17 protein-coding genes and 1 pseudogene are annotated in these 22,141 nt (G+C 73.9%); 9 read left to right on the top strand and 9 right to left on the bottom strand.

The genetic code is table 11. The features are described from left to right. Positions 1–7 precede the first annotated feature (7 nt). Positions 8–1,513, bottom strand: a complete 1,506-nt coding sequence (locus tag Ae331Ps2_RS04825) for a helix-turn-helix domain-containing protein (RefSeq protein ID WP_020625397.1) — start codon at positions 1,511–1,513, stop codon at positions 8–10. A 269-nt stretch (positions 1,514–1,782) separates the two neighbouring features. Between Ae331Ps2_RS04825 and Ae331Ps2_RS04820 the strand changes: the two genes are divergently transcribed. Both Ae331Ps2_RS04820 and Ae331Ps2_RS04815 read left to right on the top strand, forming a co-directional pair. Continuing rightward, on the top strand, positions 1,783–2,520 hold the full coding sequence (locus Ae331Ps2_RS04820) for a response regulator transcription factor (protein ID WP_083695250.1): 738 nt from the start codon (positions 1,783–1,785) through the stop codon (positions 2,518–2,520). Between the two features lie 337 nt (positions 2,521–2,857). After that, complete coding sequence (locus tag Ae331Ps2_RS04815) at positions 2,858–4,915, top strand: PhoX family phosphatase (protein WP_075312844.1); 2,058 nt, start codon at positions 2,858–2,860, stop codon at positions 4,913–4,915. Positions 4,916–4,964: 49 nt separating this feature from the next. Here the strand turns inward: Ae331Ps2_RS04815 and Ae331Ps2_RS33040 are convergent, their stop codons facing one another. Further along, positions 4,965–5,741, bottom strand: a complete 777-nt coding sequence (locus Ae331Ps2_RS33040) for a hypothetical protein (RefSeq protein WP_233147653.1) — start codon at positions 5,739–5,741, stop codon at positions 4,965–4,967. Positions 5,742–6,018: 277 nt separating this feature from the next. Between Ae331Ps2_RS33040 and Ae331Ps2_RS04805 the strand changes: the two are divergent. The 3 genes and pseudogenes from Ae331Ps2_RS04805 to Ae331Ps2_RS04795 form a co-directional block, all read left to right on the top strand. Next, positions 6,019–6,807: pseudogene (locus tag Ae331Ps2_RS04805) on the top strand (MFS transporter); the annotation flags it as partial. A 113-nt stretch (positions 6,808–6,920) separates the two neighbouring features. Beyond that, on the top strand, positions 6,921–7,763 hold the full coding sequence (locus tag Ae331Ps2_RS04800; RefSeq protein ID WP_075305978.1) for an IS5 family transposase: 843 nt from the start codon (positions 6,921–6,923) through the stop codon (positions 7,761–7,763). Between the two features lie 6 nt (positions 7,764–7,769). Further along, positions 7,770–8,345: an MFS transporter gene (locus tag Ae331Ps2_RS04795; protein WP_337819459.1), complete on the top strand. Its 576-nt coding sequence runs from the start codon at positions 7,770–7,772 to the stop codon at positions 8,343–8,345. Positions 8,346–8,389: 44 nt separating this feature from the next. On the opposite strand, the gene Ae331Ps2_RS33945 is transcribed toward Ae331Ps2_RS04795, so the two are convergent. After that, positions 8,390–8,716, bottom strand: a complete 327-nt coding sequence (locus Ae331Ps2_RS33945) for a hypothetical protein (protein WP_075310428.1) — start codon at positions 8,714–8,716, stop codon at positions 8,390–8,392. Between the two features lie 423 nt (positions 8,717–9,139). Between Ae331Ps2_RS33945 and Ae331Ps2_RS04785 the strand changes: the two genes are divergently transcribed. Further along, complete coding sequence (locus Ae331Ps2_RS04785; protein WP_075310430.1) at positions 9,140–10,585, top strand: amino acid permease; 1,446 nt, start codon at positions 9,140–9,142, stop codon at positions 10,583–10,585. On the opposite strand, the gene Ae331Ps2_RS04780 is transcribed toward Ae331Ps2_RS04785, so the two are convergent. The 5 genes from Ae331Ps2_RS04780 to Ae331Ps2_RS04760 form a co-directional block, all read right to left on the bottom strand. Continuing rightward, positions 10,582–12,636: an NAD(+) synthase gene (locus tag Ae331Ps2_RS04780; RefSeq protein WP_075329692.1), complete on the bottom strand. Its 2,055-nt coding sequence runs from the start codon at positions 12,634–12,636 to the stop codon at positions 10,582–10,584. The two genes, Ae331Ps2_RS04785 and Ae331Ps2_RS04780, sit on opposite strands and share 4 nt — an antisense overlap. A gap of 24 nt (positions 12,637–12,660) precedes the next feature. After that, positions 12,661–12,933 (bottom strand): hypothetical protein, encoded by a 273-nt coding sequence (locus Ae331Ps2_RS04775; protein WP_020625124.1) that lies wholly within the window; start codon positions 12,931–12,933, stop codon positions 12,661–12,663. Positions 12,934–12,946: 13 nt separating this feature from the next. Continuing rightward, positions 12,947–14,134: an esterase family protein gene (locus tag Ae331Ps2_RS04770; RefSeq protein WP_083695247.1), complete on the bottom strand. Its 1,188-nt coding sequence runs from the start codon at positions 14,132–14,134 to the stop codon at positions 12,947–12,949. Positions 14,135–14,159: 25 nt separating this feature from the next. Next, positions 14,160–15,857: a GNAT family N-acetyltransferase gene (locus Ae331Ps2_RS04765; RefSeq protein WP_075312847.1), complete on the bottom strand. Its 1,698-nt coding sequence runs from the start codon at positions 15,855–15,857 to the stop codon at positions 14,160–14,162. Positions 15,858–15,957: 100 nt separating this feature from the next. Then, on the bottom strand, positions 15,958–16,890 hold the full coding sequence (locus Ae331Ps2_RS04760; protein WP_075310434.1) for a hypothetical protein: 933 nt from the start codon (positions 16,888–16,890) through the stop codon (positions 15,958–15,960). A 296-nt stretch (positions 16,891–17,186) separates the two neighbouring features. Here Ae331Ps2_RS04760 and Ae331Ps2_RS04755 point away from each other — a divergent pair, with 296 nt between their 5' ends. Then, positions 17,187–17,975 carry a DUF2382 domain-containing protein gene (locus tag Ae331Ps2_RS04755; RefSeq protein ID WP_075310436.1) on the top strand — a complete coding sequence of 263 codons (789 nt, stop codon included), beginning with the start codon at positions 17,187–17,189 and terminating at the stop codon, positions 17,973–17,975. Between the two features lie 110 nt (positions 17,976–18,085). Here the strand turns inward: Ae331Ps2_RS04755 and Ae331Ps2_RS04750 are convergent, their stop codons facing one another. Continuing rightward, positions 18,086–19,219, bottom strand: coding sequence for an alpha/beta hydrolase (locus Ae331Ps2_RS04750; RefSeq protein WP_249265634.1), 1,134 nt, complete (start codon positions 19,217–19,219; stop codon positions 18,086–18,088). A gap of 150 nt (positions 19,220–19,369) precedes the next feature. Between Ae331Ps2_RS04750 and Ae331Ps2_RS04745 the strand changes: the two genes are divergently transcribed. Both Ae331Ps2_RS04745 and Ae331Ps2_RS04740 read left to right on the top strand, forming a co-directional pair. Continuing rightward, on the top strand, positions 19,370–20,551 hold the full coding sequence (locus tag Ae331Ps2_RS04745; RefSeq protein WP_075310438.1) for a lipase family protein: 1,182 nt from the start codon (positions 19,370–19,372) through the stop codon (positions 20,549–20,551). Between the two features lie 70 nt (positions 20,552–20,621). Then, complete coding sequence (locus tag Ae331Ps2_RS04740; protein ID WP_075310440.1) at positions 20,622–22,055, top strand: GntP family permease; 1,434 nt, start codon at positions 20,622–20,624, stop codon at positions 22,053–22,055. Positions 22,056–22,141 lie beyond the last annotated feature (86 nt).

Genomic DNA, 22,141 nt, shown 5'->3' with positions numbered 1-22,141 from the left:
GGCCGGGTCAGTCCCGCAGGTGCTCGGCCCGCGCGGCGACGGCGGCGCGGCGCGGGTCGTCCCGGTCGAGCAGGTCCAGCAGCAGCTCGTGCGCCTCCAGGTCGTCGGTCCCCAGCGGGTGCACGACGAAGCGGTGCAGGAGCGCGACGTCGTCCGAGGCGAGCACCGCGTGCCGCAGCCCGACCAGCAGCTCGTCACGCAGCTCGCGCACGGCGGGCGCGTCGGAACGGGGCAGCAGCTCGCCGTGGCAGGAGTCGAGCGCCTCGGACACCCGGCCGTCCCGCAGCGCGTCCCGGACCCGCAGGAAGTCGGCCTGGGGCCCGGTCGCGAGCCGGTACGGACGGGTGAGCAGCAGCTCCGCCCCCAGCGACGACCGCAGGCGGTGGATCTCGCCGCGCAGGGTGGTCGGGTTGCCGTCCTCGCCGTAGAGCATCAGGGTCAGCTGCTCGCCGGAGAGCCCGTCGGGGTGCAGCGCCAGCGCCGTGAGGATCTCGGCCGGGCGCAGGGTGGCCGCGAACTCCTCGCCGTCGAGGGTGACGCGCGGCCCGCCCCCGCCGGTGAAGCGCAGCTCCAGCGGGCGTGCCGTCTCGGGCGGCACCGCCGCGACCACACGCCCGCGCCGTCGCGACGGCGGCACCAGCAGGTAGCCCTCGGCAAGCTTCTCGACGGCCATCTCCCGGCCGTCGCCGAGCTGCACCCGGTCGACGCCGTCGTCGAGCCGGATCCGCTCGGGGAACAGGCCGTAGGGCTCGCTGGCGATGACCCGGCCGCTCGGGGACAGCAGGGCGCCCTCGGAGCCGCGCAACGCCGTCAGGTGGGGCATGTTCTTGACCCGCAGCCGCTCGTCGGCGATCGCCAGCCGCACCCGCAGCTGGTTCTCCGCGAGGTGCGCGGTCGCCGTCACCAGCTGCACCAGCGCGGGGTGCACGGTGTGCAGCGGGCCGGAGATGTCGATGGCGCCGATGGTGTCGCCGGTGTCCGGGTCGTGCACGGGAGCCGCGACGCAGGTCCAGTCGTGGTAGGTCCGCACGAGGTGCTCGGCGGAGTGGATCCGGACCGGCTGGTCGACGGCCAGCGCGGTCCCCATCGCGTTGGTGCCGATGGTCTCCTCGGCCCAGCGGGTGCCCTCGACGAGCCCGACGTCGTCGGCGGAGCGCAGCAGGCCGTGTGCGCCGTCGCGCCACAGGACGGTGCCGTCGGCGTCGGTCACGAGCATCACGTGCATCGCCTCGTCGGCGATGCTCACGAGCGTGGAGCGGAGCAGCGGCATCACCGCGTGCAGCGGGTGGCCGGTCCGGACCTCCTTCAGCTCGTCGGCGAGGTAGACGAGCGGGGGGAGCCTGCCCTCCGGGTCGACGTGCGCGGCCAGGCTGCGCTGCCAGGAGTCGGACACGACCGGTCGCGGTGCGCCGGCCGAGCCGCCGGCGCCGAGCCCGTCGTCGTAGATGCGCCGCAGGCGGTTCGCGTCGGCCACCAGCTCGTCGGGGGAGGTGCCGCCCTCGGCTCCGCTCACGTCGCCTCCCGCCACGGCCGGGGCACACCCGGTGCCCTGCTCCCACGTGATGCCCCGCGCCGGCGCGGGTCGATCCGTCCCGGCGTTCGTCCCCCGGGGTGGCGAGCATACCCGCTGTTCGGGGGCCCGACCTCCATACGACCGGGCCGGGATGCGACGTCGCCGGATCGCGCGCAACGTGGGGGCAACGTGGCGCTCCTTACGGTTTGCCGCATCGGGACGCCGGGTGGTGCCCGGCGATGACGCAACAGACCCACCGGAGGACAGCGATGACGCTCGAAGCCGTTCGTGAGGCCACCGATCTGCGTGCCGGCCGCGGGGCCGACGGCGCGGATGTGATCCGCCGCGCGGCCCGGGTGCTCGTCGTCGACTCCGAGCCGGTCGTCCGGCACGGGCTGCGGGCACTGCTGACCGCCGAACCCGACCTGGCCCCGGCCGGCGAGGCCGCCTCCCCGCGCGACGCCCTGATGGCCGCCGAGCGGACCCGCCCCGACGTGATCGTCGTCGACATCGAGTTCGCCCGCGACGAGCGGCCCGGCCTGGACCTGGTGCGTGCGCTGATGGAGCGCTGCCGCGGGGTGAAGATCCTCGTGCTGACCGGCTGCCGGGACCGCGACGCGATGATGCGCACCGTGCGTCTGGGGGTGCACGGCTACCTGCGCAAGGGTGCCGACACCGCCGAGATCGTGCGGGCGCTGCGCACGGTCCTGCGCGGTGAGGGCGTCTTCGACCCGGGCACCGCGAGCGCCGGCCCGCTGCAGGTGCTGCGGGACACCGACCCGGCGCCGTCGCCCGCGCCGGACCTCTGCAAGACCTCGCTGCTGACCGACCGCGAGAACCAGGTGCTGCGGCTGCTCGCCGTCGGCCTGTCCAACCGCGAGATCGGGACCCGGCTGCGGATCTCCGAGGCGACCGTGAAGTTCCACGTGCGGAACCTTCGCGACAAGCTCGAGGTCCGGCGCCGCACCGAGATCGTCTACACCGCCGCCCGCCAGGGCATCGTCTGATCCCGCCGGGCCGGGGCGGAGGACACGTACCCGCCCCGGCCCGTGCCCCTGCTCCACGGAGTGACACGACCGGCGCGGTCACCCATCGGGTGGCCGTGCCGGTCGCGTCGCGTGGTCGACGTCATCCCATCCGGGGATGCGTTCACCCGGCGGCCACCTTCTCCTCACCTCACGGGAGAACAGGGGTGTTGGGATGCGGAGGAAAGGGACGGTTCCGAACGGACCGGACCGCACCGCGCCATCCCACCACGACCCCAGGAGGACGACCGTGGCTCACACCTGCCCCGGCGACGCCCCCCAGGCCGGCCCCCGCCGTGCCCTCCCGCTCCTCGACCGCATGCGGCACGACCGCCAGGGACTCACCTGCCGCTACCGGTGCGGCGACGCCTGCTCCCGGCCCGAGCCCAACCCGTCGTCGAACGCCTACTTCGGCGACGTCATGCAGGCCGTGCTCGACCGGCGCGGGATGCTCCGCGCCGGTGCGGTGATCGGCCTGGGCGCCGGGGCCGGTGTGGCGCTGGCCGGCACGGCCTCCGCGGCGGAGCCCGCCCCGGCCGCGCCTGCCCATCCGCTCGGTGCCGACGTGGCCGCGGGGCGGCAGGCCCGGCCCCCGCGCGGGCTGCAGTACGAGACCGTCGCGCCGAACCTCGACGACGCGATCCGCGTGCCGACCGACTACGCGAGCAACGTCGTGATCCGCTGGGGCGACCCGATGTTCCCGGACGCGCCGGAGTTCGACTTCGAGAAGCAGACCGCCGCGGCGCAGGCCCGCCAGTTCGGCTACAACAACGACTTCTGCGGCATCCTGCCGATCGACGGCCCCGGTCGCCGCTACGTCATGTTCTCCAACCACGAGTACACCCTCGAGCCGCTGATGTTCCGCGGCTACGACGAGGACGCCCCCACCCCCGAGCAGATCCGGATCGGGATCGCCGCGCACGGCGGCGGCGTCGTCGAGGTGACCCGCGACCTGCGCACCGGCGAGCTGCGCTACGACCGCAACGGGAAACTCAACCGGCGGATCACCGCCGACACCGAGATGGTGCTCGACGGCCCGGCCGCCGGTGCCGAGGTGCTGCGCACCAAGGCCGACCCGACCGGACGCAGCGTCAAGGGCATGATCGGCAACTGCGCCGGCGGCACCACCCCGTGGGGCACCTTCCTGTCCGGCGAGGAGAACTTCGACGGCTACTTCGCCTCCGGCCCGGTCACCGACGAGCGCGCGAAGCGCTACGGGATCTCCGAGGGCAGCTCGTCGCGCAAGTGGGAGCGCGTCGACCCGCGCTGGGACCTCGCGCAGGAGCCGAACGAGGCCAACCGGTTCGGCTACATCGTCGAGATCGATCCGCACGACCCGCGTTCGAAACCGGTCAAGCACACCGCGCTCGGCCGCTTCAAGCACGAGGGCGCCACCGTCGCCCTCACCCGCGACGGCCGCCCCGTCGTCTACATGGGCGACGACGAGCGCTTCGACTACGTCTACAAGTTCGTGTCGGACAAGCGGATGCGTCGCGGCAACAGCCGGGCCGCCCGCGAGCACAACGCCACCCTGCTGTCCTCGGGCACGCTCTACGTCGCGACCTTCACCGGGGACAGCCCGGCCGCGGAGATCACCGGCACCGGGGCGCTGCCGCGCGACGGCCGCTTCGACGGCTCCGGGCAGTGGAAGCCGCTGGCGTCGACCACGAAGTCCTACGTGGACGGCATGAGCGTCGCCGACGTCTTCGTGTTCACCCGGCTCGCCGCGGACAAGGTCGGCGCGACGAAGATGGACCGTCCGGAGGACGTGGAGCCCAACCCGCGCACCGGGAAGGTCTACATCGCCTGCACCAACAACTCCGACCGCGGCAAGGCGGGTGCCAAGGCCGGTCCGGACGAGGCGAACCCGCGCAACGCGAACAAGCACGGCCACGTCATCGAGCTGACCGAGACGCGCGACGACCCGGCGGCGACGACGTTCGCCTGGAACATCCTGCTGGTCTGCGGGGACCCCGACGACCCGTCGACCTACTTCGGCGGGTTCGACAAGTCCCAGGTCAGCCCGATCACCTCGCCGGACAACGTGGCGTTCGACCCCTACGGCAACCTCTGGGTCTCGACCGACTCCACCCAGGCGCTGAAGATCAACGACGGCCTCTACGGCGTCGTGCTGGAGGGGCCGCAGCGCGGCTCGACCCGGCTGTTCGCCAGCGTCCCGGTCGGCTCGGAGTGCTGCGGGCCGGTCGTCACCGAGAACTTCGTGCTCGTGTCGGTGCAGCACCCGGGCGACCTCGACGGGGCCTCCCCGGAGAAGCCCGCCTCGCACTGGCCCGACGGCGGCGCCGCGCAGCCGCGCCCGGCCGTCGCCGCGATCCGGCACCTGAAGGGCGGCCGCCCGGCGAAGATCGGCGTCTGACACCCGGCGCCACCCGGTCCGCGCTCCGCGCGGACCGGGTGGCGCTGGGTCAGGCGCAGCGGCCGAGGTCCGGCTCGCCGGACCCAGCGCGCTCGTCGAACGAGATGTGCACGTGGTCGTAGTGGTTCGCGGTGTCGCCGCCGCGGTCCTCCATCGTCGACCACCCGGAGCCGTCGTTCATGCGCTGCTCCCAGATGACGTACTTCACGCCGAGCTCGTCGGCGTTGGCCAGTGCGCAGTCGGCGATGCGGTCGCCCTTCTGCCCGCGCACCATGATGTCCAGCGCGTGCCCGGTGGGGTGGTCGGAGGCGTTCGCCCGCTGCGCGACGCCGATCAGGTCGGTCTCGCCGTAGGCGCAGCCGAGGAACTCCGCGGCGTCGGAGACCCACTCCTTCACCCGGCCCAGATCGCCGAGGTCGAGCCCGCACGACGGGTCGTTCAGCCCGCGCGCGGCGAGTTCCGCAGCGGCCTTGGCCCGTTCGGCGGCCTCCTGCACCAGGGCCTGGGCCTTGCGGGCCGCGGCGAGGCTCGCGTCGGCGGGCGGGTCGAGCAGGCCCGCGTCGCGGACGATCTCGGCGCCGAGGACCGGGGTGTCCCGCGCTGCGGCCGCGGCCTCGGCGAACGGTGCGCCGGGGCCGTCGGACACCTCCTGCGCGGCCAGGCGCAGGTCGGCCCGGGTCGGCCCGAGGTCGAGCCCGGTCACGGGCGTGACGACGGCGAGCGTGCCGCTCGCGACGGCGGCCGCGGTGGCGACGTGACGCAGGCCGGGCCGTGGCCCGGCCTGCGCCCGATGTCGGTGTCGGGGCACTTCCTGGTGCGGCGGCACGGTCTCTCCTCCGGCACGCGGACCGGCCGGGCTGCGGGGGAGCGTCGGGATCGGGGGATCCCGGCCCGTCGGGGGATACCGGACCGCGTGTTCAGTGACCGGACGGTAGCGAATGTCCCGCGATGTCCGATCTTCACGGTCCGTTCGTGGCGGCGACCGCACCCGGCCGTGCGGCGAGTGGCACGCACCGGATGCACCGGACGTCTTTACCCGACCGGACGTTCGGTGCAAAAGTAGCGCGTCCGGGACACCGTCGTCCCGGGGCAGGGGAGGACGCATGACCGAGCAGCAGGCCGCGCCCGGCACGGGCCCGACGAGTGCCGCCGACACGACCGGCTCCGCGCCCGCGCAGGTGCGCCGGGTCGCCGCGACGAGCGCGATCGGCACGACGATCGAGTGGTACGACTTCTTCATCTACGCCACGGCCGCGGCCCTGGTGTTCAACAGCCAGTTCTTCAGCACGATGTCCGCGGCCTCGGGCACCCTGGCCGCGTTCGCGACCCTCGGCGTCGGCCTGGTGGCACGTCCGCTCGGCGGCATCGTGTGGGGGCACTTCGGTGACCGTCTCGGCCGCAAGAAGATGCTGGTCCTCTCGCTGCTGCTGATGGGTGTGGCCACCGTCGGGGTCGGCCTGCTGCCCACCTACGGCCAGATCGGCGTCGCGGCGCCGGTGCTGCTCGTCGTGCTGCGGCTGCTGCAGGGTCTCTCGGCGGGCGGTGAGTGGGGCGGCGCCGCGCTCATGGCGGTCGAGCACGCCCCGCCCGGACGGCGCGGGCGCTACGGCTCGTTCCCGCAGATCGGGGTGCCCGCCGGGCTGATCCTGGCCCAGCTGGTGTTCCTCGTCGTGTCCAACCTGACCACCCCAGAGCAGTTCGCCGCGTGGGGCTGGCGGATCCCGTTCCTGCTGTCGATCCTGCTGGTTGTCGTCGGGCTCGTGATCCGGATGCGGGTCGAGGAGAGCCCGGTGTTCGCGCTGCTGCGGACCCACCGCGGCCGCAGCCGGGCCCCGATCCTGGAGGTGTTCCGGCAGCGGCCGCGCGAGCTGGTGCTGGCCTCGGTCAGCTTCGAGGTCGCGCGGATTGATCACAGCTGGGTCGCGGCCGGGTGTCGATGGTGAGGGGCGGGCACGGGCCTGTCGATCATGAAGTTGTTGACTCTTCGTGATCGTCTGGAGGCCGCGTGCCCGCCCTGCCATCATGGTTGACCGAGCCGTTGTGGGACCAGTTCGCCGCGCTGCTGCCGCCCCGGGGCGAGTTCGATCCCACTCATCCGTGGGGCTGTCACCGCCGCCGGATCGCGGATCGGGTCGTGTTCGACAAGCTCCTGCAGGTGCTGCGGTTCGGCTGCCCGTATCAGGGCGTCTCCGACAGCACCTGCTCGGCGACCACCATCCGCGATCGCCGTGACGAGTGGATCCGGCTCGGGGTCTTCGCCCAGCTACGCCGGATCGCCCTGGACGCCTACGACCGCATCGTCGGCCTGTTGCTTGACGACGTTGCCGTCGACGGCGCCATCACCAAGGCCCCCGGCGGCGGTGAGGTCGCCGGACCGTCACCGGTTGACCGGCGTAAACAGGGCATGAAGCGATCGGTGCTCGTCGAGGGCCATGGCATCCCACTGGGCCGGGTCCTGGCCGGGGCACACCGCCACGACTCCCCGCTACTGGGCCCCACTCTCGACCACCTCGACGCTCTCGGCCCGCTGCCCGACGACATCACCGTGCACCTCGACGCCGGCTATGACTCCGGTAAGACCCGCGACACACTCACCGAACGGGGCCTGCACAGCGAGATCGCGCGCAAGGGCGAGAAAGCACCGATCCAGGCCACCCAACGCTGGCACATCGAGCGCACCAACGCCTGGCACAACAGCTTCAACCGGCTGCAGCGCTGCTACGAACGCCGCGAAACCGTCGTCGACGCGTTCTTCGACCTCGCCGACACCATCATCACACTCCGTAGCCTGATCCGGCAGGCCTGGACCACGCACCGCTGGGACAGCCGACCACACCGCCGCCCATGATCATCCATCAATCCGCGCGACCTCTTCGTCGCCAACAACGCGATCGGCTACATCTTCCTGGCCTACCTGCTCTCCTACGGCACCCAGGTGCTGGCGGTCCCGCGGAACACCATGATCGTCGTCGTGATCATCGGCTCGCTGAGCTGGCTGGTCAGCATCGTCGCCGGAGCGGTCTGGTCGGACCGGGTCGGCCGCAAGCGTGCCTACCTGGCGGGCTCGGTGCTGCTCGTGGTGTGGCCGGTGCCGTTCTTCCTGCTGCTCGACACCACCGGGTTCGCCGCGATGGTCGTCGCGGTCGTCGTCCTCACGGTGGGGCTGGGGCTGTCCTACGGCCCGCAGTCCGCGTTGTTCGCGGAGATGTTCGAGGCCCGCTTCCGCTACAGCGGCGCGTCCTTCTCCTACGCCGTCGGCGCGGTGCTGGGCGGCGGGTTCGCGCCGCTGATCGCCGCCGCGCTGCAGCAGGGCTTCGGGACGTCGATGGCGGTCGCGGCCTACATGGTCGTCGTCGCGGTCATCTCGCTGGTCGCGGTGCTGCTCATCCGCGAGACGCACCGCCCGGACGCACCCGCCCGGCTCTCCTGACGACGACGGCGCCCCGGACGCGGTGTCCGGGGCGCCGGAGGGGCCTAGAGCGAACGGTGCCGGCCGTTGCCGAGCGGGGCCGGGGCGCCGGCCGAGGACGAGAGGTCCCTGGCCCGGCGACGCCCGGCCACGGTGCCCTCGACCGCCCGCTCGTCGACGGCGCTGGTTGCGGGGCCGGTGCTGGTTCCGGTGCCGGGGGAGGACATCGAGCGGGCCTGCTCGGCCAGCTCGCGGGTCACGCAGGGCCAGGTGGCACTGACCCCCGTCGCGTCCCGGCACTCACGGCAGAAGCCCTGCGTGTCGGGGGTGTGTTCCGCCAGGGTCCGCTCCAGCAGATCCGGCATCTCGGACAGGATGTTCGCGAGTGCCACGACTCACCTCCAGGTCGAATGCGAGCGACAGTAGTGGTCGGGTTCACCCGGGCCCGGCGGGGCGGGGAGCCGCCCACCGTGGACCGGCGATCCACTCAGGACCGTCCGTCACCGCTGCTCGCACCGGGTGCCGGCGGACGGGGCGGAGCGGCTCGGTCGCCCGGTCGCCGGGTGCGGCGCCGTCCCGTCGGCACAGTGGGGCCCTGCCTGCTCGGTGAACCGTGTCACCGATCGGCAGTCGGTGCCGACGACACGACGACACGCACCACCGCTGCGCCGGACGCGCACTCGGAGCACTCGTCGTCACCGCGTCCGGACCAGTGGGTCACCCCCGTCCGTACCCGTCACGTTGGGACGTCCGCATTGCGCCTCGATACGGTCGGGCGCCTCCGAACGGTTCGGGAGCGCAAGGGGGACAGCACGATGCACGACGACGCGACGGCCGGGTCGCCGCTCCGCCGGGACCTCGCCCACCGCCACATCCAGCTCATCGCCATCGGCGGCGCGATCGGCACCGGGTTGTTCCTGGGGGCGGGCAAGACGATCTCGCTCGCGGGGCCGTCGGTGATCCTGGTCTACGCGATCATCGGCTTCTTCCTGTTCTTCGTGCTGCGCGCGATGGGCGAGGTGCTGCTGTCGGACCTGCGCTACAAGTCCTTCAGCGACGTCGCCGCCGACCTGCTCGGCCCGTGGGCCGGGTTCTTCACCGGCTGGACCTACTGGTTCTGCTGGGTGGTCACCGGCATCGCCGACGTCGTCGCGATCTCTGGCTACGTCGCCTACTGGTGGGCCGACGTCCCGCTCTGGATCCCCGCGCTGGCCTGCATCCTGGTGCTCTTCGCGCTGAACCTGCCGACGGTGCGCGCCTTCGGCGAGGCCGAGTTCTGGTTCGCTCTGGTCAAGATCGTCGCGATCCTCGCCCTCGTCGTCGTCGGGCTGGCGATGGTCCTCGGCGGGTTCCGCGCCCCGGACGGCACGACCGCGGCGTTCGCCAACCTCTGGAACGACGGCGGCTTCTTCCCGACCGGTGTGACGGGCTTCGTGGCCGGCTTCCAGATCGCCGTGTTCGCCTTCGTCGGGGTCGAGCTCGTCGGCACCACCGCCGCCGAGGCGCGTGACCCGGAGCGCACGCTGCCGCGGGCGATCAACACGATCCCGGTGCGGATCCTGCTGTTCTACGTCGGCGCCCTCGTCGTCATCTGCGCGGTCACCCCGTGGAGGCGGATCGCTGCCGACGAGAGCCCGTTCGTCGCGATGTTCGGTCTCGCCGGGCTCGCCGCGGCGGCAGGCGTCGTCAACTTCGTGGTGCTCACCAGTGCCCTGTCCAGCGCCAACTCCGGCATCTACTCGACGTCGCGGATGGTCTACGGCCTCGCCGGTGACGGCGCCGCGCCTCCGCGGTTCGCCCGGCTGTCCGCGCGCCGGGTCCCGGTGAACGCGCTCGCGTTCTCGTGCGCGTTCCTGCTGGTGGGGGCGGCGCTGCTGTACTCGGGGCAGTCCGTGGTGGAGGCGTTCACCGTCGTCACGACGATCTCGTCGGTCTGCTTCGTGTTCGTGTGGACGATGATCCTGGTGAGCTACCTGGAGCACCGCAGGCGCCGCCCGCAGCGCCACGCGGCGTCGAGGTTCCCGATGCCGGGTGGGGTGCCGATGGTCGTCGCGGTGCTGGCGTTCTTCGTGTTCGTGCTGTGGGCGCTGACCCAGCAGGACGACACCCTGGTCGCCCTGCTGGTGACGCCGATCTGGTTCGCCGTGCTCGCCGTCGCCTACCTGGTGCTGCGCCGCAGCCCGGCGCACGCCCGGGCCAGGGCCGCTCACCGGGAGAAGGTGGCCGCCGAGCTCGCCGAGCGGGACCGGATCGCCGCCTAGCCCTCCGGGACCTCGCGCTCGATCTCGTCCAGCCAGATCGTCGCCGACAGGTCCGAGGGCGCCCGCCAGTCACCGCGCGGCGACAGCGCACCCCCGGCGGACACCTTGGGTCCGTTCGGCAGCGCCGAGCGCTTGAACTGGGCGAACTGGAAGAAGCGCCGGGCGAACACCTGCAGCCACCGGCGGATCTCCGCCGGGGAGTACTCGGGCCGCTCGTCGTCGGGGAAGCCGGGCGGCCAGGCGCCCGCGGTCGCGTCGGACCAGGCGTGCCCGGCCAGGAAGGCGATCTTCGACGGCCGGTAGCCGTGGCGCAGCGTGTACCAGAGCGTGAAGTCCTGCAGCGCGTACGGCCCGACGGTGGCCTGGCTGGACTGCACCTCGGTGGTCCCGTCCGACGGCACCAGCTCCGGGGTGATCTCGGTGTCGAGCACCGACTGCAGCACGGTGGAGACCTCGGCCGGGAACTGCTCGGAGGAGATCACCCAGCGGATGAGGTGCTGCATCAGCGTTTTCGGGACGCCGCTGTTGACGTTGTAGTGCGACATCTGGTCGCCGACGCCGTAGGTGGACCAGCCGAGCGCGATCTCCGACAGGTCCCCGGTCCCGAGCACGATCCCGCCGCGCTGGTTCGCCAGCCGGAACAGGTAGTCGGTGCGCAGCCCGGCCTGGACGTTCTCGAACGTGACGTCGTAGACCGGCTCGCCGCGCCCGAAGGGATGGTCGATCTCCGACAGCATCGTCCGCGCGGTGCCGGTGATGTCGATCGTGTCGAAGGTGACCCCGAGGGCCTCGGACAGCGCGACGGCGTTGCTGCGGGTGTGGTCCGAGGTCGCGAAGCCGGGCATGGTGAAGGCCAGGATGTCGGTGCGCGGGCGCCCGAGCCGGTCCATCGCCCGGGCCGCGACGATCAACGCGTGCGTGGAGTCGAGCCCGCCGGACACCCCGATCACGACCTTCGGCTGGCCGATCGCGCGCAGCCGCTGCTCCAGCCCGGCGACCTGAATCGAGTAGGCCTCGAAGCAGTCCTGCTCCAGCCGCGCCGGGTCCGCGGGCACGAACGGGAAGCGCTCCACGGTGCGGCGCAGCCCGATGTCGTGGCCGGGCGGGTCGAGCCGGAACCCGATGGTGCGGAAGGCGTCGGTGCGGGCGGCGTGGGTGCGGCGGTTGTCGTCGAACGTGCCCTGGCGGCGCCGCTCGGCGGCGATCAGGTCGAGGTCGACGTCGGCGACGGCGTGCCGCGCCCCCTGCGGGAAGCGCCCCGACTCCGCGAGGAGCACGCCGTTCTCGTAGATCATGGTCTGGCCGTCCCACGAGACGTCCGTGGTGGACTCGCCCTCGCCCGCTGCGGCGTAGACGTAGGCGGCCAGGCAGCGCGCCGACGCCGAGCGCGACAGCAGGTGCCGGGTGTCGGCCCGGCCGACGGTGATCGGCGAGCCGGACAGGTTCGCCAGCACCGTCGCCCCGGCCAGCGCCGCCTCCGACGACGGCGGGATCGGCACCCAGTAGTCCTCGCAGATCTCGGCGTGCAGCACCAGGCCGGGCAGGTCCTCGGCGGCGAAGAGCAGGTCGGTGCCGAACGGCACGTCGACACCGGACGCGCCGCCCAGCCGGATGGTCGCACCGCGGACGTCGTCGCCGGCGGCGGTCTGGCGGCGCTCGTAGAACTCGCGGTAGGTCGGCAGGTAGGACTTGGGGGCGACGCCGAGGATCCGGCCCCGGTGGATCACGACCGCGCAGTTGTAGAGGCGGTGGCGGTACCGCAGCGGTGCCCCGACCACGAGGACCGGCAGCAGGTCCGCCGTCGCCGCGACGAGCGAGACCAGCTCGGTCTCGACGGTGTCCAGCAAGGTGTCCTGCATCAGGACGTCCTCGATGGAGTAGCCCGAGAGCGTCAGCTCGGGGAACACCACCAGCCCGACGCCGTCGTCGGCGCAGGTCCGGGCGGTCTCCAGCACGGCGGCGACGTTCGCGGCCGGGTCGGCCATCGTGGTGTGCAGGGTCGCCGCGGCGGTGCGCAGGAAGCGGTGGCGGTAGACGGAGCGGAAGTCCACGTCGTCATTCTGACCGGTGGGTGGTCAGCCCCGTCGACCCGCCAGCATCCGCGCCGCCCCGCAGGCGATCCCGGTGGCGACGAGCAGCCCCAGCAGCACCGCCCAGCCGGCCCCGACCGAGCCGCCGGCCAGCACGACCCCGAGCGACCCCAGCCACGCCAGCGGCACCAGCAACCACAGCGCCAGGCCGTGCAGCAGCGCCGGGATCTCCCCGACGCCGGCCGCGATCACGATCCACACCACCCCGGCGAGCAGCCCACCGACCAGCAGCAGGGTGCCGACTCCCTCCCAGACCACGCGTGTCTCCTTCCTAGGGGTCGGGGACCGGCAGCACGCGCTGCGGCACACCGGGCCCGTCGTCGATCGTGACACCCGCCGGCGTCGCGGGCGGGGCGAGCGGCCCCAGCAGGTGCGCACCCAGCCAGTCCACCAGGTCCGGCAGCTGGGCGCGGACGGCGTTCTGGTTGTGTCCGCCGCCCGGGTACACCCGGGTGTCGACGGTCACCGGCGGCGCCGCGGCGGCCCGGATCCGGTCCGCCGCCGCCCGCTCCTCGGGCTCGTCGGAACCCGCGGTGACCAGCATCGCCAGTGGTGCAGGCCGCTCGCGCAGCAGTGCGACGACGTCGTTCGCGGACGCCAGGTCGGGCCGGCCGGCGAACAGCTCCCCGGTGACGACGTCGTCGGGGGTGCGGTCGTAGCCGCTCTGGCTGACCGCGAGCGCGTAGGTGCGCGGGTGGCGCAGCGCCAGGTTCATCGCGCAGTACCCACCCGAGGACCAGCCGGCCAGCGCCCAGGCGCCGCGGTCGGTGCGCACCCGCAGGTGCCGGGTGGTCCAGCCGACGAGGTCGGTGGTCAGGTAGGTGTCGTCGGCCGCGCCGTGCTGGGCGTCGACGCACTCCTGGTCGTGGCCGAACCGGGGTTCGCCGTTGATGTCGGGGATCACCAGGACGACCGGCGGGATGCGGTGCGCGGCGATCGCGGCGTCGAGCACCTCGGGGACCCGGAACAGCGCGGCGACCTCGCGGGGCTCGCCGGGGAACCCGGGCAGCCACTCGACGACCGGGAAGCGGGCCTGCGGGTGCTCGGTGTAGCCGGGCGGGAGGTAGACGTCGGCGTCGCGGTCGATGCCGGACGCGTCCCCGTGCAGGGTCATGTGCAGCGTGGAGCCCAGCCCCTGCGCGGACCGGGCGGCGACCAGCGGCATCGCCGCGTCGAGGCCGGCGCCGTCCGGGCCGATGTCGGCGACCGAGCCCTCGCCCGGGTCGGGAGAGGACCCGATCAGCGAGCCGACGGTGGGGAAGAAGCCGCCGAGCAGGTTCGCCCCGGCCCCGGCGGCCGCGAGCACGGCCACGGCCGAGACGATCACGAGCAGCGTCCGCGCGACCCGGCGCAGCCGGTGCCACAGCCCTCCGGTGAGGACGAGCGCCAGTACCGCCGTGACGGCCGGCACCACCGCCGCGGCGACGACGTCGAGGCGCAGCTCGGAGGCGTGGATCACGACACCGCCCCCACGTGGTCCCGGCTCACCGGCGCAGCAGCCGCAGCAGCGTCGGCGGGCGGCCGCCGAAGCCCTCGGCCTCGAGCACGACGAACAGCACCCGCGGCAGGTCGCGGACGGCGGGGAACAGCACGTAGCGCGGGTACCAGGTGGGACGGAACTTCGCGTTGAACCGGTAGAGCGAGTCGATCTGCCACCAGCGCGAGGCGATCCGCAGCACCCGGGCCCAGCCGCGGGCGACCGGTCCGGCACCGATCCGCTCGCCGCGCTCCAGGGCGGAGCGGAACATCGCGAAGTTCAGCGACACCCGCTTCACGCCGTGGTCCTTCGCGGCGGCCATCAGCTCGGCGATCATCAGCTCGTTGACGCCGTTGTCGGCGTCGGCGGAGCGGATCATGAGGTCCAGCGAGAGTCCGTCGCGGCCCCAGGGGACCAGCTGCAGCATCCCGGTCGGCTCGCCGTCGCGGAACGCGGTGACGATCACCGCGTCCGGGTCGGAGGGGTCCGCGACCCGCGAGGACGCCATCGAGAAGCCGCGCTCGTCCTCCGCGCCGCGCCAGCGGTGCGCGCGCTCGGCGATCCGGGTCCGCTCGGCCTCGTCGACGTCGCGCAGCCGCGTCACCTCGACGGTGTGCCCGCTGCGCTGCATCCGGTTGACGGTCTGGCGGACCCCGCGCATGGGGCGCCCGTCGAGGCTGAACGTCGCCGTCTCCAGCACCGCCTCGTCGCCCAGCTCCAGGGCGTCGAGGCCGGCCTTGGCCCAGGCGGTCGCGCCGCGCTCGGAACAGCCCAGCACCGCGGGCGACCAGCCGTACCGGGTGCAGATGTCGAGGAAGGCCTCGATGGCGCCGGGCCACGCGCCGACGTCGCCGACGGGGTCGCCCGAGGCCAGCGCGACCCCGGCGAGCACCCGGTAGGACACCGCGGACTTCCCGCCGTGGGCGAACACCGCGGCCTTGTCACGGCGCAGGGCGAAGTAGCCCAGCGAGTCGCCGTCGCGCTGGTCGAGCAGGGCGCGCAGGCGCTCCTCGTCCTCGGGGGCGAGCGACGGGCGCGGCTCCGGTGAGCGCAGCAGGTGGTAGCCGGCGACGACGAGCGCCACCACCCCGAAGGTCAGCCCGATCGCCGAGGTCAGGTCGTCGAGCCACACGGAACGCTGCTCGAACTGGACCGGGCCGGTCACCCCGATCAGCGACAGCGCCGCGTGCGCGGCCTGCGCGGCGATCGACGGGTCGCCGACGAGCCGGCGCGGGTTGAGCGCGAGCAGCACCCAGACGATGAGGAAGCCGGACAGCCCGAACTGCAGCAGCGACCGGACCGACCGGCCCAGCCCGCCCGGGTCCTGCCGGGCGACGAAGTAGCGGCGCGTGGCGATCAGCGCCGCCAGCAGCGCGACGACGAGCACCGCGGGCCCGATGCCGCGCCGCTGGTCCAGCACGTGCAGCAGGTTGACCACGACGAGGAACGTCGTCGTCGCGGTCGCCACCCACCACGCGCGCTGCTTGCGCCGGCGCAGCCCGGTGGCCAGCAGCAGCAGGCCGACCCCGGCGAGTGCGGTCACGACCAGCGACGCCAGCCCCAGCCCCGCGGGCAGCCCCAGGGTGCTGCGCAGCTCGCCGCCGAGGATGCGCCGCGGCGCGGGCAGCACCGCCGCGACGACGGTCAGCGCACCGACGATCCGTGCCGCCCACACCACGGCGCGCACGACGGCGGCCTCGGACAGCCGTCGTCTGCGGGCCTCCGGGTCCGGCGTCGGGGCCGCTCCGCGGGTGGAGCGGACGTCCCCGCGCTCGTCCGTGGTGTCGCCGGGCGGACCGGAGCCCTCAGAGCCCGTCACGCGTTCCTCCTGTCGATCCCGTCTCCGGTGGCGATCCACCGGCGGCGTCCGAGCGGGCCACCGGACCCCGCAGCCGGGCGCCGAGCGCGTCCAGCTCCGCGGCGACGACGTCGGCCGCCGGGGTCCCCGGCGCCGCGGTCACCGACCCCGACGCTAGCGCCGGGCCCGGCGGCGGCGCGCCCGGCACCGGGTCATCCTGCGTCGCCGCGGTGCGCACGACGACCAGGTCCAACGGATCGGGCGAACCGGACGCGGGGTCCGGGCAGCCGTCGCCGCCGGGAGGCCCGGCCGCCGTCGCGACGTCGGCACGCTCGGCGAGCGCCCGGCCCAGTGGGCACCCCGGCGCGTCGGGCGGTCCGGCGAGGGCCCACGCGGCCCGGTCGGTCCGCAGCGCCGGGGAGCCGGCCGCGACCGCGGCCGCACGCAGCCGGGCCGCCGGCACCCGGTCGGTCCACAGCACCACCACGGCCGGCATCCGCCCCGCGGTGACCGCGGCGTCGACGGCGGCGTCGACCGCGGCCGACCCGTCACGGGGCCCGGTCCACACCAGGACGGGGTGTGCGAGGTGGTCGTCGTAGCCGGGCGGGAGGTGCACGGGCACCTCGACGCCGTCGACGGTCAGCACGGTGTCCCGGCCGGGGCCGGTCACCGGCGGGGCGGGCGGCGCGGGCAGGCCGCCGCGGTCCGGTCCGGCGGCCAGCGAGGCGGGCGACGGGTAGAAGCCGAACCAGGCGTTCGTCGCGACCGCGAGGGTGAGCACGACGAGCGCGACCACGGCCGGCAGGGCGGCCGCCCGCACCGCGGGTCGCCACCGGCCCCACCGGAGCACGAGCAGGACGACGGCGAGCACGGCCGCGCCCGCGACGGCAGTGACGGTGACGGCCGACCCGAGCGGGAGCAGTGCGGTCCCGGCGAGCACCTCACCACGATTCCACGGCGGTCCCGGGGCCCCGGCGGCGGGACGATCCGTCCCCGTCGTCGGGAACCTCCTAGATCAAGTCCAGAACAGACTGTCCCAAACATGCCGTCCGGGGTCGCCCGTGACGGGAACGTGATGCACCCAGCGTTGTCCCGCAGACGATCCCGTGGGGCCAGGTGGATGACGGACGTCACACGGACGACGGGGAACGGGGTCCCCGCCGCATGCCGGGGCCGTTTCGGGCCGACCCCACCGGTGTTCGACAGCAATCGCACCGAGCCACGGAGGACAGCAGCATGATCACGAAGGACATGACCCGGGAGCTCATCGGTCGCCAGGTCGTCGACAACCACGGCGAGAAGGTCGGCAAGATCGGCCAGATCTACCTGGACGAGCGGAGCGGGGAGCCGACCTGGGCCACGGTCAACACCGGGCTGTTCGGCACCAAGGAGAGCTTCGTGCCGCTGCAGAACGCCGACGTGCACGACCGCGACGTCGCGCTGGGTGTGGAGAAGCAGGCCGTCAAGAACTCCCCGCACGTGGGCCGCTCCGACGAGCGCCTGACCGGGTCGGAGGAGGACGAGCTCTACCGTCACTACGGCATCGGCCAGGGCCGCACCGACGCCCGCCACGCCACCGGTGAGCGCACCGACCGCACCGACCGCACCGGCCGTGACCGCACTGCCCGCACCGGCGGCGACGACGCGATCGTCCGGCACGAGGAGAACCTGCGCGTCGGCACCGAGACCGAGGAGACCGGTCGCGTCGCGCTGCGCAAGTACGTGGTGACCGAGGACCAGACCGTCACCGTCCCGGTGTCGCACGAGGAGGTCCGCCTCGAGCGCGAGCCGATCGACGGCACCGAGGCGACGGCCCGCCCGGGCGCCATCGGCGAGGCCGAGCAGGAGGTGATCCTGCACCGCGAGCGCCCGGTCGTCGACAAGACCACCGAGGCCGTCGAGAAGGTTCGCCTGGGTACCCGCACCGTCACCGAGGACGAGAAGGTCTCCGACACCGTGCGCAAGGAGCGCATCGAGGTCGACGACCCGCAGCACGCCCTGCCCCGCGACGAGCGCCGCAGCTGAGCGACGCACCGCGCCACCGGCGCGTCACCGGAGCCCGCACGCGGGCCCGGTGACGCGCCGGACCCATGTCCGGGCCGCCCGGGTACGTCACCGACGGTGCCCCGCGGGCATCAGGACGGGGTGCTGCTCCTGCTCGGATCCGGTGCGGGCGCCGGGACCGGGGAGGCGAGCAGCGCGAACGCCGGCCGGAGCGCGCCGGACGCCTCGGCGACCGCCTGCCGGGGCCGCGTCCCGATCCCGAGCGAGGTCGCGAAGCCGTGCACCAGGTCCGGGTGGCGGCGCAGCGTGGCCGGGACGCCCGCCTCCCGCATCCGGGCGACCAGGTGCTCGCCCTCGTCGCGCAGCGGGTCGAACCCGGCGGTCGCGACGTAGGCCGGCGGCATCCCGGTCAGATCGCCCTCGGCGATCCGCAGCCGTGGGTCGTCGCGCAGCGCCTCGGGCACGTACCAGCCGGCCATCGCCTCGATCGCCTCGCCGGTGAGCAGGAACCCGTCGCCGAACAGCTCGCGCGAGCGGGTGTGCCCCTCCAGCTCGGTGACGGGGAAGAACGCCAGGCAGAACACCGGACGCCCGGCCGGGTCGGCGCCGTCGCGGCTGGTCTCGCGGGCCACCGTGAGCGCCAGGCTCGCCCCGGCGGAGTCCCCGCCGACCGCGATCCGGCCCGGGGCCGCGCCGAACTCCTCCGGATGCGCCGCGACGTGCGCGAAGGCGGCCAGACAGTCGTCGACGGCGGCCGGGAAGGGGTGCTCGGGCGCCAGCCGGTAGTCCACCGAGAGCACCCGGGCGCCGGACTCGGCGGCCAGCGTCGCGCACAGCTCGTCGTGGGTGTCCAGGTCGCCCGCGACGAAGCCGCCGCCGTGCACGTAGACGAGCAGTGCGCCGTCGAGAACGTCCGGTCCGGGCGGGGGCACGTACAGCCGCGCCCGCAGGTCGGCGACCGCGCCGGGGACCGTCCGGTCCTCGCGGCGCACCCCCGGCTCGGCGGGCCCGGCGACGACGCGGTCGACGAACGACTGGCCCGCCCGCATCTGCTCCGGCGGCGGGACGGGCTGCGGCCGGCGCGGGGTGAGCAGCCGCAGCAGCAGCTGGATGTCGAGGTCGAGCTGCTGGCCGTCGCGGCGGACGGGCGGGCCCGCGATCACCCGCTTCACCGGCTTCGGCAGGGCCAGCACACCGCGCAGGGCTCCCCGTGCCACCCGCACCCGACGATCCACGGCGACCTCCCGCATCCGCTCGATCTCCACCCCCGATTGTGGCACCGGGTGCCGTTGTGTGCCGCTGTGCGCGGCACGCATCACCCGCCGGTCGTCGCCGGATCGCAACCTCCGCCGTCCGTTCCTCCGTCGCCGGATGCTCGTTCAGTCCAGTGGAGATCATCTACGGAGGGGACGTGCATGAGGGCGAGGCTGCGTGCGACGGTCGTGGCGGGGGTGGTGGCGGGGGTGGTGGCGGTCGTCGCGGCGGTGGTCGCGGTGCCGCAGGCGATGGCCTCGCCGGACGGACCGGGAGCCGACGGGGAGCCGGGTGACGTCGTGTCCGCGGAGCGGGTCCTCACTCCGACGGTGCCCGCCGCGACGGCGACCCGGATCCTCTACCGCAGCCTCGACACCGACGACCGCCCGGTCACGGTGAGCGGGATCGTCCTGACCCCGCTCGTCCCGGCGCCCGGGCCGGCCCGGGTCATCGGCTTCGCCGCGGGGACCCAGGGGCTCGCCGACCGCTGCGCGCCGTCGCGGCAGCTGCAGGCCGGCACCGAGTACGAGGCCCCGGCGATCGGTGCGCTGCTGAGCAGCGGCTACACCGTGGCCGTCACCGACTACGAGGGCCTGGGCACGCCCGGCGAGCACACCTACGTCAACCGGGCCGCCCAGGCGCACGCCCTGCTCGATGTCGCGCGTGCGGCCCAGCGGGCCGGCGTCGGCGTGCCGGAGGACGCCCCGACCGCGCTCTACGGCTACTCCCAGGGCGGCGGGGCGTCGGCCGCCGCGGTCGAGCTGGCCCCGGAGTACGCCCCCGAGCTGAACCTCGTCGGCGCCTACGCGGGCGCGCCCCCGGCGGACCTGCGCGCGACCGGCCGCCTGCTCGACGGCGGACCCTTCGTCTCGCTGCTCGGCTACGCCGTCTCCGGGTTCGACGCCGCCTACCCCGACCTCGGGGTGCAGGACCTGCTCAACGACCGCGGACGTCAGGTCGTCGCCGAGCTGCGTGAGCAGTGCACCCAGGACTCGGTGCTGCGCTACCCGGGCCTGCGCTCGGAGAGCCTGTCCGCCGACGGCCGGCCGATCTCGGCGTTCCTCGACGAGGAGCCCTTCGCGAGCCGGGTGGACGAGCAGCTGATCGGGCGCCGTACGCCCGAGGCCCCGGTGCTCATCGTGCACAGCCTCACCGACGACATCGTGCCGTTCGAGCAGTCCCGCGAGCTGGCGCAGCGGTGGTGCGCACAGGGCGCCGACGTCGAGTTCCAGCCGACGCCGGCCCCCGGGCACGTCGGCGGCTACCCCGCCGGGTCGCCCAGCGCGCTGGCGTTCCTGAAGGCCCGCTTCGACGGGCAGCCGACGCACTCCACCTGCGACTGACCTGTTCGGACGGTCCACGAGCGACCCACCCGGGCGTGCGGCCACCCGGGCCTGACGCGACCATTGCGTCGTGAACTGGTCCGGGTGGTACCTCGTCCTCGTGCTCGTGGCGGCGATCGTCGTGCTGATCGTCCTGATCAACTCGCGGGTCCGGTTCAGCCCGTTCGTGGCCCTGCTGGTGGTGGCGCTCGGCGTCGGGCTCGCGGGCGGCGAGGACCTGGCCACGATCGCCGACTCGATCACGACGGGCGCCGGGGACATCCTCGGCGACGTCGGCCTCACCCTCGCCCTGGGCACCATGCTGGGGCGGCTGCTCGCCGAGTCCGGCGCGACCGGGCGGATCGCCGACGCCGTGGTGTCGCGCTCCACTCCGCGCAGCCTGCCGTGGCTGGTGTGCGCGGCCGCCTTCGTCATCGGCGTGCCGATGTTCTTCGAGGTCGGGCTGATCGTGCTGCTGCCGTTGCTGTTCAGCGTCGCGCGCCGCCTGGAGCTGGAGGGGGCCGCGCCGTCGCCGTATGCGACTGTGGCGATCCCCGCGATCGCGACGCTCGCGACCCTGCACGGAATGGTGCCGCCGCACCCCGGGCCGCTGATCGCCGTCGACGGGCTGGGTGCCGACCTCGGGCGCACCATCGTCGTCGGGCTGCTGTGTGCGGTCCCGGCGATCGTGGTGGGCGGGCCGCTCTACGCGCGTCTCATGGCTCCGCGGTTGCCGGTCCGTCCCGACGCCGAGCTGGTCGCGCAGTTCACCGAGACCGGCACCGAGACCGGCACCGGGGCCGGGGGCGGGGTCGGGCCGGACGGCCGCCGCGGGGAGGAGCCCGCCCCGGTTCCACTGCCGATCGCGCTCGTCGCCGTCGCGGTGCCGGTGGTGCTGATGCTGGCCCGCACGGTGGCCGAGGTCGCCCTGCCGGACGGTGCCGTGTTCCGCCAGGTCACGACCCTGCTCGGCCAGCCGATCGTCGCGATGCTCGCCGGGTTCCTCTACGCGTTGTTCGCGCTCGGGCTGCTGCGCGGTCGCCCGGCCGAGGAGCTGCGGACCTCGCTCGCCGACGCGGTGAAGTCGGTGACCGGAATCCTGCTCATCATCGGCGGTGGCGGTGCGTTCAACCAGGTCCTCAAGGACTCCGGCATCAGCGACGCCGTCGGTGCCGCCGCGTCCGGGCTGCCGGTCAGTCCTCTGCTGCTGGCGTGGCTGCTCGCGTTGCTGCTGTCCACCTCCACCGGCTCGGCCACCGTCGGCATCGTCGCGGCCACCGGTGTGGTCGCGCCGCTGCTCGCCGGGGCGGGCCCCTGGTACGTGGCGTTGGCCGTGGTCGCCGTCGGCGCCGGGTCGGTCGGCCTGAACTACGTCAACCACGCCGGGTTCTGGCTGGTCAAGGAGTCGTTCGGGATGACGGTGGGGCAGGCGACGCGCTCGCACACCGCCGTGCAGACCGTGGTGAGCGTGGTCGGGCTGGTGATGGTGCTGCTGCTGTCGCTGGTGCTGCCCGCCGGGGCATGACCATGGCGGGCACGACCATGGCGGGAGCTCCTCCCGCCATGGTCAACGTATAACGCACACGGGGACTTGCGGCAAGACCCCCGGGC

This window comes from Pseudonocardia sp. Ae331_Ps2 (assembly GCF_001932405.1).
In the GTDB taxonomy this organism is placed as follows: domain Bacteria; phylum Actinomycetota; class Actinomycetes; order Mycobacteriales; family Pseudonocardiaceae; genus Pseudonocardia.
Note: the sequence above shows the minus strand (reverse complement) of the source record. Positions and strands in the feature narration are given on the sequence as shown.